Origin of the sequence: Streptomyces sp. NBC_01497 (genome assembly GCF_036250695.1) — a bacterium.
Lineage (GTDB): Bacteria > Actinomycetota > Actinomycetes > Streptomycetales > Streptomycetaceae > Streptomyces.
This window is the reverse complement of record NZ_CP109427.1, coordinates 6251842-6269389: the sequence shown is the minus strand read 5'-3', so window position 1 is coordinate 6269389 and position 17548 is coordinate 6251842. Positions and strand designations below refer to the sequence as shown.

Annotated in this window: 12 protein-coding genes; 3 read left to right on the top strand and 9 right to left on the bottom strand. The window is 72.8% G+C overall.

The features are described from left to right. Positions 1 to 141 precede the first annotated feature (141 nt). Positions 142 to 2649, bottom strand: a complete 2508-nt coding sequence (gene pepN / locus OG310_RS26460) for an aminopeptidase N (RefSeq protein ID WP_329458363.1) — start codon at positions 2647 to 2649, stop codon at positions 142 to 144. Between the two features lie 431 nt (positions 2650 to 3080). Here pepN and OG310_RS26455 point away from each other — a divergent pair, with 431 nt between their 5' ends. Beyond that, positions 3081 to 3974, top strand: coding sequence for a hypothetical protein (locus tag OG310_RS26455; RefSeq protein ID WP_329458362.1), 894 nt, complete (start codon positions 3081 to 3083; stop codon positions 3972 to 3974). A gap of 18 nt (positions 3975 to 3992) precedes the next feature. After that, positions 3993 to 5483, top strand: a complete 1491-nt coding sequence (locus tag OG310_RS26450) for an ankyrin repeat domain-containing protein (RefSeq protein WP_329458361.1) — start codon at positions 3993 to 3995, stop codon at positions 5481 to 5483. Positions 5484 to 5616: 133 nt separating this feature from the next. On the opposite strand, the gene OG310_RS26445 is transcribed toward OG310_RS26450, so the two are convergent. From OG310_RS26445 to OG310_RS26430, 4 genes are all read right to left on the bottom strand, one after another. Next, complete coding sequence (locus OG310_RS26445; RefSeq protein WP_329458360.1) at positions 5617 to 6456, bottom strand: helix-turn-helix transcriptional regulator; 840 nt, start codon at positions 6454 to 6456, stop codon at positions 5617 to 5619. A gap of 299 nt (positions 6457 to 6755) precedes the next feature. Further along, the gene (locus OG310_RS26440) at positions 6756 to 7343 is read right to left on the bottom strand and encodes a TetR family transcriptional regulator (protein ID WP_329458359.1); all 588 of its coding nucleotides are present in this window, start codon (positions 7341 to 7343) and stop codon (positions 6756 to 6758) included. A gap of 8 nt (positions 7344 to 7351) precedes the next feature. Next, a complete protein-coding gene (locus OG310_RS26435) occupies positions 7352 to 8380 on the bottom strand; it encodes an aldo/keto reductase (protein ID WP_329458358.1) in 1029 nt (342 codons plus the stop codon). Positions 8381 to 8703: 323 nt separating this feature from the next. Beyond that, complete coding sequence (locus tag OG310_RS26430) at positions 8704 to 9021, bottom strand: hypothetical protein (protein WP_329458357.1); 318 nt, start codon at positions 9019 to 9021, stop codon at positions 8704 to 8706. Positions 9022 to 9285: 264 nt separating this feature from the next. Here OG310_RS26430 and OG310_RS26425 point away from each other — a divergent pair, with 264 nt between their 5' ends. Continuing rightward, positions 9286 to 9669, top strand: coding sequence for a VOC family protein (locus tag OG310_RS26425; protein ID WP_329458356.1), 384 nt, complete (start codon positions 9286 to 9288; stop codon positions 9667 to 9669). A gap of 91 nt (positions 9670 to 9760) precedes the next feature. On the opposite strand, the gene OG310_RS26420 is transcribed toward OG310_RS26425, so the two are convergent. The 4 genes from OG310_RS26420 to gltB form a co-directional block, all read right to left on the bottom strand. Continuing rightward, positions 9761 to 10147 (bottom strand): barstar family protein, encoded by a 387-nt coding sequence (locus OG310_RS26420; RefSeq protein ID WP_329458355.1) that lies wholly within the window; start codon positions 10145 to 10147, stop codon positions 9761 to 9763. A gap of 34 nt (positions 10148 to 10181) precedes the next feature. Then, the gene (locus tag OG310_RS26415; RefSeq protein ID WP_329458354.1) at positions 10182 to 10595 is read right to left on the bottom strand and encodes a ribonuclease domain-containing protein; all 414 of its coding nucleotides are present in this window, start codon (positions 10593 to 10595) and stop codon (positions 10182 to 10184) included. Between the two features lie 684 nt (positions 10596 to 11279). Beyond that, on the bottom strand, positions 11280 to 12740 hold the full coding sequence (locus OG310_RS26410; RefSeq protein WP_329458353.1) for a glutamate synthase subunit beta: 1461 nt from the start codon (positions 12738 to 12740) through the stop codon (positions 11280 to 11282). Further along, positions 12733 to 17292 carry a glutamate synthase large subunit gene (gene gltB / locus OG310_RS26405; RefSeq protein WP_329458352.1) on the bottom strand — a complete coding sequence of 1520 codons (4560 nt, stop codon included), beginning with the start codon at positions 17290 to 17292 and terminating at the stop codon, positions 12733 to 12735. The genes OG310_RS26410 and gltB overlap by 8 nt, the downstream gene beginning before the upstream one ends. Positions 17293 to 17548: the final 256 nt, after the last annotated feature.

The following is a 17548-nucleotide window of genomic DNA, read 5'->3' as shown; positions in this document are numbered from 1 at the left end:
GCGTACCGCGTAGCGGTCGGCGCCGCTGCGCGGGAGGTGCGGTGCGCGGGGATGCGCGGGATGCGCGGTACGGCACCGGCCCGGTGGGCGCCCCCCGCGGCGGGCCTCTGAGGGCCCGCTGCGGGAGCGTGCGGCCCGGTGTCAGCCGATGCTCGCCTTTCTGACGTGCAGCGCGCGGCGCAGGTCGTCGAGTTGGTCGGTGAGCTTGCGGCGCAGCGCGGGGATCATGTCCGCGGTGTCGAGGCATTCGGTGCCGAGGCGCAGTGTGGTCTCGTCGACGGCGGGCGCGGGGAAGGCGTACCGTCCGGCGGCGTCCGCGATGGCGGGTCCCCTGCGCGCGCCGAGCGCGACGGCCGCGGGGAAGTAGCGGGGTACGAACCCGGCGACGAGGTCGGCCTGTTCGGGCTGCCAGAACCCCTGGGCGACGGCGGTGAAGAGGTAGTTGGAGAGGTCGTCGCCGTCGAAGAGGCGGGCCCAGGCGGCGTCCTTGGCGGCCGGGTCGGGCAGGGCGGCGCGGCAGCGGGCCGCTCCTTCCTGGCCGCTGGCGCTGGGGTCGCGGGCGAGTTCCGCGTCGATGTCCTTCTCGGACGCGGCGCCGAGGACGGCGAGGCGGGTCAGGACGCGCCAGCGCAGTTCGGGGTCGAGTTCGGGGCCGCCGGGGACGTGGCCACTGGTGAACCAGTCGTGGATGCCGTCGGGTTGGGTGGCGGTATCGATGAAGTGCCGTACGGCGGTGAGGCGCAGGCCCGGGTCGTTGCCGTCCTCGGTGCGGCGGATGAGGTCACGGCACAGGGAGGTGAGGGTGGCGAGGGCGGCGGGCCGCTTCTCGGGGGCGGTGTAGCGGGCGGTGATCTGCCCGCTCGCGAAGGTGAGGACCCCTTGGACGAGGGCGAGGTCGCTCTCGTGCGGGAGGTGGGCACGGGCGGCTTCGAGGTAGGTGGCGGGGGCGAGTTCGCCGTCGCGGACCATGTCGCGGGCCGCGTTCCACACGACGGCGCGGGTGAGCGGGTCGGGGACGGAGGACAGCGCGCTGAGCGCGGTGTCCCAGGAGCCGGGGTCGAGCCGGATCTTGGCGTAGGTGAGGTCGCTGTCGTTGAGGACCACGAGGGCGGGGCGGCGGCCGGGCAGGGTGGTGGGCGCGCCGTCGCCGTCGGCGGGCACGTCGCGTTCGATGCGGTCGCGGGCCACGAGGCGCCCGGCGTCGACGATGTCGAGGTCGTAGGTGGCCACGGCGACGCGGTGGGGGCGGCTGCCGTCGTGGCCGACGGTGAGGGTCCAGTCGGTGTCGGTGCCGGTGATGCGCGGGGTGAGGGTGTCGACGCCGGTGGTGCGCAGCCAGGCGGCGGCCCAGGCGTGGACGTCGCGGTCGGTGGCGCGGGCGAGGGAGTCGACGAAGTCGGCGAGGGTGGCGTTGCCGTACTTGTGCCGCGAGATGTGGTTGTTCACACCGGCGAGGAAGTCCTTCTCACCGAGCCAGGCGACGAGTTGCCGCAGTGCGGACGCGCCCTTGGCGTAGGAGATGCCGTCGAAGTTGAGCATGGCGGACGCGGTGTCGGGCACGGCGTCGTGCTCGGGGGCGACGGGGTGGGTGCTGGGGCGCTGGTCGGCGTCGTAGCCCCAGGGCTTGCGGCCGATGGCGAAGTCGACCCAGGTGTCGTGGAAGCGGGTGGCTTCGGCGAGGGTCTGGTAGCCCATGTACTCGGCGAAGGACTCGTTGAGCCAGATGTCGTCCCACCAGGCGAGGGTGACCAGGTCGCCGAACCACATGTGTGCCATCTCGTGGGCGATGACCATGCCGCGGGTCTGGCGTTCGGTGTCGGTGACGGCGGAGCGGTAGACGAAGTCGTCGCGGAAGGTGACGAGTCCGGGGTTCTCCATGGCGCCGGCGTTGAACTCGGGGACGAACGCCTGGTCGTAGGAGTCGAACGGGTAGGGCTCCTCGAACTTCTCGTGGTAGCGGTCGAAGCAGGCGCGGGTGATACCGAGGATCTCGTCGGCGTCCTCGGTGAGGTGGGTGGCCAGCGACCGGCGGCAGTGGATGCCGAAGGGGATGCCCGCGTGTTCGGTGCGTACGGAGTGCCAGGGGCCGATGGCGACGGCGACGAGGTAGGTGGAGATGAGGGGGGTCGCGGCGAGGGTCCACCGGCCGCCGCCGGTGTGGGTGGCGACTCCGTTTCCGAGGACGGTCCACGTCTCGGGGGCGGTGACCGTCATCTCGAAGACGGCCTTGAGGTCGGGCTGGTCGAAGGCGGCGAAGACCCGTTGGACGTCCTCCATGAACAGCTGGGTGTAGAGGTACGTCTCGCCGTCGGTGGGGTCGGTGAAGCGGTGCATGCCCTCGCCGGTGTGCGAGTAGCGCATGTCCGCGTCGACGCGCAGTTCGTGCTCGCCGGGGGTGAGGCCGGTGAGCGGGTACCGGTTGCCTTCGAGTGCCGCCGGGTCGAGGTCGTGCCCGTCGAGGGCGAGGGCTCGCAGGGTGGCGGGCTTGAGCTCGACGAAGGTGTCCCCGGCCGCGTGTGCGGTGAAGTGGATGACGGTACGGGAGTCGAAGGTCTCGCTGCCGGTGGTGACATCGAGGGCGATGGCGTACCGGTGTACGTCGATCAGCTGGGCTCGGGTTCGCGCTTCGTCGCGCGTCAGTACGGACATGGGGGCCATGCTGCCCGATGCGGGGCAGCCCGCGCAGCACGGTTCGTCGCACTGCTTGCCGAGGGCTGCGGGCGGTGACGGGTGGTGTTCGGGGCGTGCGGGGCCGGTGGGCTCCCCGGGTGCCCCGGGTGCCCCGGGACGGTACCGCCCGGGGGGAGGCCCGGGGCGGGAGGCCCGCGGAGTGCCGGGACCGCACCACCCCGTACGACGCGCCTTCGAGGAGGGAGGATCGCACCACCCCGGCCGCCCCCTTCGAGGAGGGGCCGGCACCGCACGGGGCGGCGGGTCCCCGGGCCCGTGCCGGGTCCGTAGCGCGCCGCGCAGGAGGGCCCCGGCAGCGCGCGGGTCCCCGCCGTACAGTGGAGGACGGCCGGCCGCCTCGGGGGACACGGGAACGGGCGGGCCCGCAGGACGGGTGGAGGGGGCAGGGCGTGGCGAACGGCACCGGGGTCGTGCACGGTTTTCCGCATCTCGACACCGCCCGGGCGGCCATCACGGCGCTGTACCGGCGGCTGACGTCCGACGGCGTCCTGGCGTACGCGGCGAGTGTGGCGCCGGCCGATGTGGCCTTCTCCGATCTGGACGATCTGCACCTGGGCACGCAGCGGGTGGCCCGCGCGCTGGTGCGGCAGCTGGGGCTGCCGGACGCGCGGATCATGGTGAGCTTCCAGGAGATGGAGGACGCGGCGAGTGTCGAACTGACGGCGGGGCCGGAGTACTTCATCGAGCTGAACGACCGGTTCCGCAGGTACCGCCGGGACATCGGGGCCGCGCTGGCGCACGAGATCACGCATGTGCTGCTGCACCGGCTGGGGCTCTCCTTCCCCGGCACCCGTGCGAACGAGATCCTGACGGACACCGCGACGACGTACCTGGGGGCGGGCTGGCTGCTGCTGGACGCGTACCGGGAGGACCGCGACTCCAGCCAGAAGCTCGGCTACCTGACCCCGGAGGAGTTCGGTTACGTACTGGCGAAGCGGGCGGCGGTGTTCGGGGAGGACCCGCGGATCTGGTTCACCAGCCCGCAGGGGTACGAGGCGTACACGCGCGGCGCGGCGCGTGCGCTGCGCGACGAGCGGCAGCCGCCGCTGACGACGGCGGGCCGGGTGGGCCGGCACCGTTACGCGCGGGAGCGCAGGTACGCGCTGGAGCATCCCGGCGCGCCGGGTGATCCGGCGGCGCCGTACGCGTTCGAGGCGCTGCGGGACGGCCCCCGGGTGGCGTTCGAATGTCCCACATGCCATCAGCGCATCCGGGTACCGGTGCGGGGGCGGGTCAGGGCGCGGTGCGGGCTGTGCCGCACGGTGCTGGAGTGCGACACCTGAAGATCCTGAGACGACGACATGCACGACGAACTGTTCACGGCGGTGTTCGGGGGCGCCGACGACACTCTGGTACGTCTGCTGCGGGCCGATCCGGCCGGCGCGGTGTGCGCGGTGGACGCCGAGGGGCGTACGGCCCTGTACGCGGCGGCGGTCGGTGACCGTCCTTCGGCGGTGCGGCTGCTGCTCGCGGCGGGCGCGGATCCGCAGCGGGCGTGCGGCGAGGACGCCGGGGACCTGCCGCTGTGCGGCGCGGCGAGCGGCGGGCACACGGAGGTGGTGCGGGCGCTGCTGGCGGCGGGGGCGGAGGTGGACCTGCGGGAGGCGTACGGCTTCACGGCGCTGGCGTGGGCCGCGGTGCAGGGGTTCGCGGACACGCTGGAGGCGCTGCTGGAGGCCGGCGCCGACCCGGACCTGCCGGGTCCCGGCGGGGAGCGGCCGCTGGTGCTGGCCGCGCGGCGCGGGTCGGCCGCGGCGGTGCGTGCGCTGCTGCGGCACGGGGCGGGCTCGGGTGATCCTGGCGGGCGGGAGGCGGCTCTCGCGGAGGCGAGGCACTGGCTGGGGCGTGATGTGGAGCGGGAGTTGCGGCAGGGGCTGGCAGCCGCGTACGGGGAGGGTTTCGAGACGGTCGTACGGCGGACGGTCGCGGACGGCGCGGAGAGCGTGACGGTGGAGCTGCTGCGGGACGGCGCCCCGGTGGCGGGCCGGGCGGCGGGTACCGGGCACGCGGCGGTGGCGACGGTGCTGGAGGCGGGGCTCGGGGTGCGGGCCGGGTACGAGGAGCTGGCGCGGCGGGCGCTGCGCTGCCGTGATCCGGCGCGGGACGACTGGCGGGAGGCGGTGACGGCGCTGGCCGCGCTGCCCGTTGAGGAAACGTTTCAGGTGGCGGCTGTCTGGTGCCGGACGGCCGAGGAGTGGCGCGGCACGCTCGCGGCCGACGTGCTGGCGGAGCTGCCCGCCCGGGCCGGCCTGTCGGGGCGGGCGGTGGAGGCGCTGCGGGAGGTGCTCGCGGCGGTCCCGGCACCGCGGACACCGGCGCCGGCCGCACTGGTGGGTGCGGTGGTGCGGGCCCTGGGGCGGCACGGCTGCCGGCCGGGCGACGTGTCCCGGCATGCGGGCCACCCGGATCCCGAGGTGCGGCGCCGGGTCGCGGCCGCTCCCCCGCTCGCGGGCGAGCAGGGCCTCGGCACGCTGATCGCGCTGGCCACGGACCTGGATCCGGCGGTACGGCGGACGGCGGTCACGGCCCTCGCTGCGACGGACGGGGCGGAGGGGCGCGTACGGGAGGTGCTGGCGCGGCGGCTGCGCGACCCGGACGACGCGACGGCGGCGGAGGCCGCGACGGGCCTGGCGCGGCGGGGCGACGAGCGGGCGGTGGCCGCGTTGGCGCGGCTGCTCGCGCGGGCCGACCCGGGGGGTACGGCGTGGGCGCGGGCCCGGGAGGCGGTGGCGCTGGTGCCGGACGGTCCCGCGCGCCGGGAGTTGGAGCGCACGCCGCCCCGCCGCGGATGATGGGGACGGGTGCTGCGGCTGGGGTTGGTGGGCTGCGGGGCGGGGCTGCTGGGCTGCGGGGTGGGAACCCGGGGCCGGCTCCGCGGAGGCGAGGCGGGGCAGGGCGGGGCGGAGCCTGCCGTAGGTGGGGGTCTCAGCCGCCGAGCGCCTGGGTGCCGAGCACCGTGAGCAGTGCGAGGCGTTCGGCGTCCTCGGTGCCGGGTTCCGCGGTGTAGACCATGATCCGCAGGTCGCTGCCCGCGACGGTGAGCACGTCGCAGTCCAGTGTCACCGGACCCGCCTCGGGGTGGTCGATGGTCTTGCGCGCGACCTCGTGCTGACCGACCGTGCCGGAGTCCCACAGCTCGGCGAACCGCTCGCTGTGCTCCCGCAGTTCCGCGACCAGCCGCCGCAGCCGCGGGTCGGCCGGGTAGTGCCCGGCGACCGCGCGCAGATCGGCGACGAGCGCGGCCTCGAACCGGCGCAGTGACGCGGGCGTGTGCCGGGCCCGTGAGCCCGGTCCGACGAAATGCCACCACACGGCGTTGCGTTCGTTGCCCCGCCGACCCGACCCGTCGCCCATCAGCGCCGCGTACGGCGGGTTGGCCAGCAGCAGCGTCCAGGAGGCGTCGTAGACGGCGACGGGTGTCCCGGTCAGCCGGTCCAGCAGCCGCTGCACGCTCGGGGAGATGAAGGCCGGGACGGTCTTCGGCCCCGGCGCGGCCAGGCCCGCCAGCCGGAACAGGTGCGCGCGCTCGGCCGCCGGCAGTCGCAGCGCCCTGGCCAGGGCCTCGACGACCTGCGCCGAGGGGCTGGAGGCCCGGCCCTGTTCCAGGCGGGTGACGTAGTCGACGGAGATCCCGGCGAGCAGGGCCAGCTCCTCCCGGCGCAGCCCGGCCGCCCGCCGGTGTCCGCCCGCGGGCAGCCCGGCGGCCTCCGGGGGGACGCGGTCCCGCCAGCGCCGCACCGCCTGCCCGAACTCCGCCGTCGCCATGGGTACAAGTGTGCCTGTCCGGCCATGGGCTTGCCTGGTACCGGTGTTCCCAGGTGGACGCCACGACTGCCGGTGCGTACCGGGCGAACATGCGGTGGCGGCCCCGCGCGATGCGCCACCGCCTCCCGCGCCGGGACCAGCACGCAGGCAGGCCCACGCCCGCACCCAAACACGGGGGCGCCGGCACCGGCACCGAACCGGCACCGGCGTCGTCCGCTCGTCCGCCCGGTGCCGCCCGCACGCCACTGCCGGCGGGAGACCGGAAGACCAGGAGACCGGAAGAGGGAGACCGGAAGAGCCTAGGCGCGCAGCCCTCGCAGCAGCAGCTCGCACACCGCTTGGAAGTCCCGGTCGATCTCCGGCTTCGCCCACTCCGAGGCGTGGACCGGGTTGTGGAAGCGCTCCGTCGCGTCCCACAGGGCCCGCGCCGCCGCCGCCGGGTCGCGCACGGCGAACTCACCGGCGGCGACCCCGCTCGTCACGATCGTCTCCAGTTGCTCCACGAGGCTCGCGACGTGCCGGGCGACCGTGGCGCTGTCCTCCCGTGCCAGCTCCAGGAACGTGGCGAAGATCTCCGGGTCGTCGCACGCCCAGCTCCGCTTCGCCGTGAACAGGCCTGTCAGCCAGCGCCGCAGCCGGTCCTCCGCGGGGCCCTCGCCGGCGGCGATCCGTGACAGTTCGCCGTCCTCGGGGTCGAGCCAGCGTCTCGTGACCGCCTCGCGCAGCGCCGCCTTCGTACGGAAGTGGCGGTAGACACTGCCGTGGCTGACCCCCAGCGCGCGGGCGACGTCCACGACCGTGGCCTTGGCCGGACCGTAGCGGCGCAGCACGTCCTCGGTGGCCGCGAGGATGCGCTCGGGGGTCAGGGGGGTCTCGGGCGGCGCCATGGGGTCCCTTACTTCATCTGCTTCTTCTCGCTGTCGAGGTGGGCCATCTGCTCCTCCGGGTAGCGCGCGCCTGCTGCGGCACCCGCCGGAACGGCCTTCTCGACGGCGGCCAGGTCGTCGGCGTCGAGCCTAACGTCCAGGGCGCCGAGCGCCTCCGCCAGGCGGTCGCGGCGGCGGGCTCCCACGAGCGGGACGATGCCGGCGGAGTCCGGGGTGTTCTGGGCCAGCACCCAGGCGATGGCCGTCTGCGCCACGCTGATGCCCTTGCCGTCGGCGACGGAGCGGAGCGCCTCCACGAGGTCGAGGTTGCTGTCGATGTTCTCCTGGCGAAAGCGCGGGCTGTGGGAGCGGAAGTCGTCGGCCGCCATCACGCGGTCGCGGCTCCAGTGCCCGCTGATCAGGCCGCGCGAGAGCACCCCGTACGCGGTGATGCCGATGCCCGCCTCCCGGCAGAGCGGCAGGATCTCGTCCTCGATACCCCGGTCGAGCAGGGAGTACTCGATCTGGAGGTCGGCGATCGGGGCCGTCGCGGCGGCACGGCGGATGGTGTCGGGGCCGGCTTCCGACAGGCCGATGTGCCGGACGAGTCCGGCCTGGACGGCCTCCGCGATGGTTCCGACCGTCTCCTCGATGGGCACGGCGGGGTCGACGCGGGCGATGCGGTAGATGTCGATGTGGTCGGTGCCCAGGCGCTGCAGCGAGTAGGCGAGGAAGTTCCGGACGGCCGCGGGACGGCCGTCGACTCCGCCCCAGCGGCCCTCGCGGTCGCGCAGGGCGCCGAACTTCACGCTGGTCAGGGCCTGTTCGCGCAGGGCCCGGGGGGCGGTGCGCAGTGCTTCGTTGATGAGCAGTTCGTTGTGGCCCATGCCGTAGAAGTCGCCGGTGTCGAGAAGGGTGATCCCGGCGTCGAGCGCGGCGTGCAGGGTGGCGATGGACTCGGTGCGGTCGGTCGCGCCGTAGGCGGCCGACATGCCCATGCAGCCGAGGCCGAGAGCGGAGACCTGGGGGCCGGTGGTGCCGAGCGTGCGGGTCTGCACAGAGCTCTCCTTGAGAGGGGTGAGGGGGTGTGCGTCAGATCAGCATGGCAGGCCATCTGACAGATTTCAATATCTGTCAGTGCCTATCCGACACTCCCTCGCCCCCCGGCGCCGAGGTGGCTCCGCCACGCGGTCCCGCACGGCCCGACCGGCACGGCCCGACCGGCACGGCCCGGACCCGCTCAGGAAGCCGGACCGGTGCCCGACAGGGCGGACCGCACCTCACGCGACGCCCTGCGTCATCGCCGGGGGTCAGCAACCGACGGCGCAGCGGAAGCACCCCCCGACGCCGGGCCGGCAGCGCGGGAGACCGCTCACTCCCGTCAGTCGACGACCGGTTCATCGCTCCACCGGAACCACGCCGCCTCGCCGTCGATGTGCAGGAGGAAATCGGCGACCGGACCCGAAGGCGCCACCAGCGTCAGCGTCCGGGCGATCCGGTCGCAGACGTCGTTGAACCGCTCGAAGTCCTCGGCCTCCAGCGCGGCCAGCGACTCCCCGAACCAGGGCTCGAACGGCGCGAAGGCCGGTCCTGCGGTGAACCGGCCGCGCAGCCAGGGGAAGTCGCCCTCCTGCACGGCGATCGTGCCGACCAGCGTGTCCCCCCGCATGATGCGCCATGTGGCCTGCTCCCCGGTCATCCTGGATCCGCGCTCCCGCCCACTGTCATGTCACGTCGCCCAGCCGTACACGGCAAGGGCATCCGCCGCCAGAAGATCACGGAACACCCTGGGGCGTACGGTCCACGGCCCGGCGTTCGACAGCGCCCGGCGTTCGCCGGCCCCACGGCCCCGGATCCGGCGGCACCCGGGCGGGCTTCGTCCGTCCTGCGCGCCGGCCAGGGCGCACCGAACCGGCGCGATCCGTCGTGTCCTCTCCCGCGGTTCAGCCCTACAGTGACGGCCATGGCATCCCGCATCAGCGAACTCGTGATCGACGCCGCGGACCCCGACCGGCTGGCCGCGTTCTGGAACGAGGTCCTCGGTTACGTCGAGCTCGACCGGGAGCCCGACGGGAGCATCGAGATCGGCCCGGCCGACGCCGGTTTCGGCGGCCCCCGGCCCACCCTCGTCTTCAGCCCGAGCAGCGAGCCGCGGACGGGAAAGCTCCGCCTGCACATCGATGTCAACGCCACCGACCGCGACCAGGACGCCGAGTTGGAGCGGCTGCTCGCTCTCGGGGCACGGCCCGTCGACATCGGCCAGACCGGCACCGAGAGCTGGCACGTCCTGGCCGACCCGGAGGGCAACGAGTTCTGCCTCCTGCACACCCGGCTCAAGCCCCTGTGAGGACGGCCTCCTTCGTGCCGGTCGCGCCGCCGGCGTGACGAGGCCCCGGGCCACCGTCCCGGGCAGGCTGCCCGGACACCTCCCCTCCGGGTCATGCCAGCGCGAGTGCGCCCGGCGCCTCTCGTTCGAAGACGGCGACGAGGTCGTCGAAGTCGGTGGGGCCGCGTCCGGCCCGCGCATCGGCGAGCCGGGCCTGAAGGGCCGCCCGGTTGGTGGGGTGCGCGCGGGCCAGCCGGCGTTCGAGGGTGTGTACGGTCGCGGCATGACCGAGTGCCTCGCGGGAGCGCCGGTGGTCACGCCACAGGAAGGCGAAGTCCCCGTCGTCAGGGGTGCCGTAGCCGCCGCGCAGGCAGTCCGCGAACGCGTCGAGGTTCGTGCCGAAGTACCCGCCGGGGCCGTTGACCGCCGCGCCGAGCACCCGCCAGAAGGCGTCGAGGCCGGTGACCTCCGCCCCGTCGATCACGTAGGTGACTGTCATGGGGCGGAGGCTACCTTTCACGGCGGGCCGCCGGTCAGCAGGAGAAGTTGATCTTGTTGAACGACGCGTAGTGGTCAGAGGTGTAGTACTCCTCGTCGGTGCGCCCGGCGATGATGCGGCGCGCCCCGCGGTCGGCGGATCCCGGAGTGATGACGGTGTACTCGTGGTAATAGCCCTGCGACTGACTGGGCAGCAGTTGCTCGTCGTTGCGGAACACTTCACCGTCCTGCTTGTAGGGGAAGGGGCCGCCCCGGTCGATCAGGCCCTGGGTGTCGTGGGCCTGGGCCGGCAGGTTCGCGTAGCAGACACTGCCGACGGAGGCGACAAAGGCGTACGTGACGGGTGCCTGCGGCGTCGCCGCGGCGGACGCCGAGGCGCCACCGAGCAGGAGGGAGGACGCCAGGGCTGCGACGCCACCGAGGGTGGCTATACGTGGGGGTATGCGCATGGCTCCATGATGACGCGCGTAGACGTGGTCACGTCAATCCCAACGTCACCGCGTTCGCGGGAAGTTCATCAGGATCCGTGCCCGGACGGGCCGAGCGCGGCGGCCGGCCCTCAGGGGGGCGCGCACCCTGTCCGCCGGTGCGGACGGACGTCGGACCGTCCGCGCACGGGGGTGCCGAACCCGAAAGAACCCCTGCCCGACGGCCCCTCAGATAGACCGCACCGCAATTGCACTTGTCCGCGAAGACCCCGAGTGGCGAGCCGGCCGCCTGATCGCGCGGCCGTCCGGGACACCGCGCCGGGCACGACTGGCGCGCCGCCGGTCAGCGGGCGCGGGACGACCGGGCATCGATCGCCCGGCGCGGGGCACCGGCAGTCGATCAGGGCCATCGATCAGCCGTCGCGGAACGCCGGGCGCCAGGAACGGATCCCGGACCCGGATCCCGGGGAGCACATGCCACGGCACCCGCCCTGTCCGGTCGGGGACATGGGGGGCGGGCGCCGTGCCGTGCGGAGGGCCGGGGAAGTCGCTCCCCCGGCCCGACCGCCCGTACGCCGTTGTACGGGACGTCTGCCGGGCCGGCCCGGTGAGGGCCGGCCCACGGTGCGTGCGGCCGGACAGGTTCGGGCCCGGCCGGGACATGACGGTCCGTCAGGCTGCTTCACCCGGTGGACCGCCGGGCCCTCAGACCATCATGGACCGGTCCGTGGGGCGGATCGGCGCGTGCAGGTCGCTCGCGCCGGTGAGGTAGCTGTCGACACCGCGGGCGGCCGAGCGGCCCTCGGCGATGGCCCACACGATCAGCGACTGGCCACGGCCCGCGTCACCGGCGACATACACACCGGGGACGTTGGTCGCGTAGTCCGCGTCGCGAGCGATGTTGCCGCGCGCGTCGAGCTCCACACCGAACTGCTCGACGAGGCCGTTGGCCTGGTCGGTGCCGGTGAAGCCCATCGCGAGCGTGACGAGCTGGGCCGGGACGACCCGCTCGGTGCCCTCCAGGGAGGCGAGTTTGCCGTCCTTGAACTCCACCTCGATGAGGTGCAGTTCCTGGACGTTGCCGTCCTCGTCGCCCTCGAAGTGGGTGGTGGAGACCGAGTACAGCCGCTCGCCGCCCTCCTCGTGCGCGGAGGTGACCTTGTAAAGCATCGGGAAGGTCGGCCACGGCTGGTTCTCGGCGCGCTCCTCGCCCGGCCGCGGCATGATCTCCAGCTGCGTGACGGACAGGGCGCCCTGCCGGTGGGCGGTGCCGACGCAGTCGGCGCCGGTGTCGCCGCCGCCGATGACCACGACGTGCTTGCCCTCGGCGCTGATCGGGGAGACCGTGAGGTCGCCCTCCTGCACCTTGTTGGACAGCGGCAGGTACTCCATCGCGAAGTGGATGCCGTTCAGCTCGCGGCCCGGCACGGGCAGGTCGCGGGAGACGGTGGCCCCGGCGGCGACGACGACCGCGTCGTAGCGGCGGCGCAGTTTCCCGGCGTCTATGTCCTGGCCGACCTCGACACCCGTACGGAACTTGGTGCCTTCCGCGCGCATCTGCTCGACGCGGCGGTTGATGTGGGACTTCTCCATCTTGAACTCGGGGATGCCGTAGCGCAGCAGGCCGCCGATGCGGTCGGCGCGCTCGTAGACGACCACGGTGTGGCCGGCCCGGGTGAGCTGCTGGGCGGCGGCGAGTCCGGAGGGGCCCGAGCCGATCACGGCGACGGTCTTGCCGGACAGCCGCTCGGGCGGCTGCGGTGTGACGTCACCGGATTCCCACGCCTTGTCGATGATGGAGACCTCGACGTTCTTGATGGTCACCGGGGGCTGGTTGATGCCGAGCACGCACGCGGACTCGCAGGGCGCGGGGCACAGCCGGCCGGTGAACTCCGGGAAGTTGTTGGTGGCGTGGAGCCGCTCTATGGCGGCGTTCCAGTCCTCCCGGTAGGCGTAGTCGTTCCACTCGGGGATGAGGTTCCCGAGCGGACAGCCCTGGTGACAGAACGGGATGCCGCAGTCCATGCACCGGCCGGCCTGCTTGCTGACGATCGGCAGCAGCGAGCCGGGGACGTAGACCTCGTTCCAGTCCTTGACGCGTTCGGCGACGGGGCGGGGCTCGGCGACCTCGCGCCCGGTGGTGAGAAAGCCCTTCGGGTCAGCCATGGGTCGCCGCCTCCATCATCTTCTCGGTGGTCTCGGTCTCGGAGAGTCCGGCCAGCTCGGCGGCGTCCTTGGCGGCGAGCACTGCCTTGTACGTAGCGGGGATGATCTTGGTGAACCTCTCGACCGCGGCGTCCCATCCGTCCAGCAGCTTGGCGGCGACGGTCGAGCCGGTCTCCTCCTGGTGGCGGCGCACGACGTCGTGCAGCCACTGCCGGTCGGTGTCGTCGAGGGGCCCGACGGCGGACAGGTTGCCCGCGTTGACGTTGTCGGTGTCGAGGTCGATGACGTACGCGATGCCGCCGGACATGCCGGCCGCGAAGTTGCGGCCGGTGGGGCCGAGGATGACGGCCCGGCCACCGGTCATGTACTCGCAGCCGTGGTCGCCGACGCCCTCGGTGACGACGGTGGCGCCGGAGTTGCGCACGCAGGTGCGTTCGCCGCTGCGGCCCCGCAGGAACAGCTCGCCGGCGGTCGCACCGTACGCGATGGTGTTGCCCGCGATGGTGGAGTACTCGGCGAGGTGGTCGGCGCCTCGGTCCGGCCGTACGACGATCCGGCCGCCCGAAAGGCCCTTGCCGACGTAGTCGTTGGCGTCGCCTTCGAGCCGCAGGGTGACACCGCAGGGCAGGAACGCGCCGAACGACTGGCCCGCGGAGCCGGTGAACGTCACGTCGATGGTGTCGTCGGGCAGGCCCGCGCCGCCGAACCGCTTGGTCACCTCGTGGCCGAGCATCGTGCCGACGGTGCGGTTGATGTTGCGGATGCCGATCTGCGCGCGCACCGGCTGGGCGTCCTCGGCGCTCTCGGCGCCGAGCGCGTCCGCGGCGAGGCGGATCAGCTCGTTGTCGAGTGCCTTGCCGAGGCCGTGGTCCTGCTCGACGGTGCGGTGGCGTACGGCGCCCCGGCCGAGGACCGGCACGTGGAACAGCGGTGCCAGGTCCAGGCCCTGGGCCTTCCAGTGGTCCACGGCCCGCTCGGTGTCGAGGAGTTCGGCGCGGCCGACGGCCTCCTCCAGCGTGCGGAAGCCGAGTTCGGCGAGCAGCTCGCGGACTTCCTGCGCGATGAACTCGAAGAACTTCACGACGTACTCGGCCTTGCCGGAGAAGCGCTCGCGCAGCACGGGGTTCTGCGTCGCGATGCCGACCGGGCAGGTGTCGAGGTGGCAGACGCGCATCATCACGCAGCCGGACACCACGAGCGGCGCCGTGGCGAAGCCGAACTCCTCGGCGCCCAGCAGCGCGGCGATGACGACGTCGCGGCCCGTCTTGAGCTGGCCGTCGGTCTGTACGACGATCCGGTCCCGCAGCCCGTTGAGCAGCAGGGTCTGCTGGGTCTCGGCGAGGCCGAGCTCCCAGGGGCCGCCCGCGTGCTTGAGGGAGGTGAGCGGGGAGGCACCGGTGCCGCCGTCGTGGCCGGAGATCAGCACGACGTCGGCGTGCGCCTTGGACACACCGGCCGCGACCGTGCCGACGCCGACCTCGGAGACCAGCTTCACGTGGATGCGGGCCCGCGGGTTGGCGTTCTTCAGGTCGTGGATGAGCTGGGCGAGGTCCTCGATGGAGTAGATGTCGTGGTGCGGCGGCGGCGAGATGAGGCCGACGCCGGGTGTGGAGTGCCGGGTGGTGGCGACCCACGGGTAGACCTTGTGGCCGGGCAGCTGCCCGCCCTCGCCGGGTTTGGCGCCCTGGGCCATCTTGATCTGGATGTCGTCGGCGTTGACGAGGTACTCGCTGGTGACGCCGAACCGGCCCGAGGCGACCTGCTTGATCGCGGAGCGCCGCGCCGGGTCGTGCAGGCGGTCGGTGTCCTCGCCGCCCTCACCGGTGTTGGACTTGCCGCCGATCTGGTTCATGGCGATGGCGAGCGTCTCGTGCGCCTCGCGCGAGATCGACCCGTACGACATGGCGCCGGTGGAGAAGCGCTTGACGATCTCGGAGGCCGGCTCGACCTCGTCGAGCGGGATGGGCTCGCGGCCGGAGGTGACGTTGAACAGGCCGCGGAGCGTCATCAGCCGCTCGGACTGCTCGTTGACGCGGTCCGTGTACTTCTTGAAGATGTCGTAGCGGCCGGAGCGTGTGGCGTGCTGGAGGCGGAAGACGGTCTCCGGGTCGAACAGGTGCGGCTCCCCCTCGCGGCGCCACTGGTACTCGCCGCCGATCTCCAGCTTGCGGTGGCTCGCGGAGATACCGGAGGCGGGGTAGCCCTTGGCGTGCCGCGCCGCGACCTCCTGCGCCACGATGTCGAGACCGGCGCCGCCGATCTTGGTGGCGGTGCCGTTGAAGTACGTGTCGACGAAGCTCTGGTCCAGGCCGACGGCCTCGAAGACCTGCGCGCCCCGATAGGAGGCGACGGTGGAGATGCCCATCTTGGACATGACCTTGAGGACGCCCTTGCCGAGCGCGTAGATCAGGTTGCGGATGGCCTGCTCGGGCTCCAGGCCCTCGATGAAGGTCCCGGCGCGGACCAGGTCCTCGACCGACTCCATCGCGAGGTACGGGTTGACCGCGGCGGCGCCGTAACCGATCAGGAGCGCGACGTGATGGACCTCGCGGACGTCGCCGGCCTCGACGAGCAGCCCCACCTGGGTGCGCTGCTTGGTGCCGATGAGGTGGTGGTGCACGGCCGCGGTGAGCAGCAGCGACGGGATCGGCGCCTGCTCTGCGTCGGAGTGCCGGTCGGACAGGACGATGATGCGCGCCCCGCCCTCTATCGCGGCGTCCGCTTCGGCGCAGATCTCCTGGATGCGGGCGGCCAGCGCCTCGCCGCCGCCCGCGACCCGGTACAGGCCGGAGAGCGTCGCGGCCGTCAGGCCGGGCATGTCGCCGTCGGCGTTGATGTGGACGAGCTTGGCGAGCTCGTCGTTGTCGATGACGGGGAAGGGCAGGGTCACACTGCGACAGGACGCGGCGGTCGGCTCCAGCAGGTTGCCCTGGGGGCCGAGCGAGGAGAGCAGCGAGGTGACGAGTTCCTCGCGGATCGCGTCCAGCGGCGGGTTCGTGACCTGCGCGAACAGCTGGGTGAAGTAGTCGAACAGCAGCCGCGGGCGGGCGGAGAGCGCCGCGATGGGCGAGTCGGTCCCCATGGAGCCGATCGGCTCGGCGGCGGCGCGGGCCATCGGCGCGAGGAGGACGCGCAGTTCCTCCTCGGTGTAGCCGAAGGTCTGCTGGCGGCGGGTGACGGAGGCGTGGGTGTGCACGATGTGCTCGCGCTCCGGCAGGTCCGACAGCTCGATCTCGCCGGCCTCAAGCCACTCCGGGTAGGGGTGCTCGGCGGCGAGGGTCGCCTTGATCTCGTCGTCCTCGATGATGCGGTGCTCGGCGGTGTCCACGAGGAACATCCGGCCGGGCATGAGGCGGCCCTTGCGCACGACCCTGGCGGGGTCGATGTCGAGGACGCCGACCTCGGAGGCGAGGACGACGAGGCCCTCGTCGGTGACCCAGTAGCGGCCAGGGCGCAGGCCGTTGCGGTCGAGGACCGCGCCGACCTGGGTGCCGTCGGTGAAGGACACGACGGCGGGCCCGTCCCAGGGCTCCATCATCGTGGCGTGGTACTGGTAGAAGGCCCGGCGGGACGCGTCCATGGCGTCGTTGTTCTCCCACGCCTCGGGCACCATCATGAGCACCGAGTGGGGCAGCGAACGGCCGCCGAGGTGCAGCAGCTCCAGCACCTCGTCGAAGGTCGCGGAGTCGGAGGCGCCGGGCGTGTTGATCGGGAAGATCCGGTCGAGGGCACCGTCGCCGAACAGGCCGGAGGCGAGCTGCGACTCGCGGGCCCGCATCCAGTTGCGGTTGCCCTGGACGGTGTTGATCTCGCCGTTGTGCGCGACGAACCGGTAAGGGTGCGCGAGCGGCCAGCTCGGGAAGGTGTTCGTCGAGAACCGCGAGTGCACGAGGGCGATCGCGGTGGCGAACCGGCGGTCCGAGAGGTCCGTGAAGAACGGCTCAAGCTGCCCGGTGGTGAGCATGCCCTTGTAGACGACGGTGCGCGCGGACAGCGAGGGGAAGTACACCCCTGCCTCGCGTTCGGCGCGCTTGCGCAGCACGAACGCCTTGCGGTCCAGCGCGATGCCGGTGCTCGCGTGGTCGGTGACGAACAGCTGCCGGAAGATCGGCATGGTGGCGCGCGCGATCAGGCCGAGCATCTGCGGCGCCACGGGCACCTCGCGCCAGCCGAGGACCGTCAGGCCCTCCTCGGCTGCGAGTGCCTCGATGGCGGCGACGCCCTCGTCGGCCTCCTCGGCCGGCAGGAAGGCGGTGCCGACGGCGTACGCGCCGGCGTCGGGCAGCGGGAAGCCGGCGACCTCGCGGAAGAACACGTCCGGGACCTGCAGCAGTATTCCGGCGCCGTCGCCGGAGTCGGGCTCGGAGCCAGTGGCGCCCCGGTGCTCAAGGTTGCGCAGGACGGTCAGCGCCTGCTCGACCAGCTCGTGGCTGGCATCGCCGGTGAGGGTGGCGACGAAACCGACGCCGCACGCGTCGTGTTCGTTGCGGGGGTCGTACATCCCCTGCGGGGCAGGGTGACCGTCCATGGGCGACCAGGCGTGGGAACGCATCGGCTCTCCCGTCGTCGTCGTGGCATATGCAGGTACCGAGGGACGACGTTGGCCCTCCAAAAAAATTTCGTGCAGGTTACATGATGGGGTTCTTCTCAGAAAGCGGAAGCTTCTATCCAACATGCGGACACCTCGGGGCGTCCGTGCGGGGTGCCGAGTGACGGATTCCCAGCGACGGACACACGGTGTGCCGGGCAGTACGGCGGCTGTCCGGGGGCGCGGGCCTCATTGCCCGCGGCGCTAACGGGTGATGCCC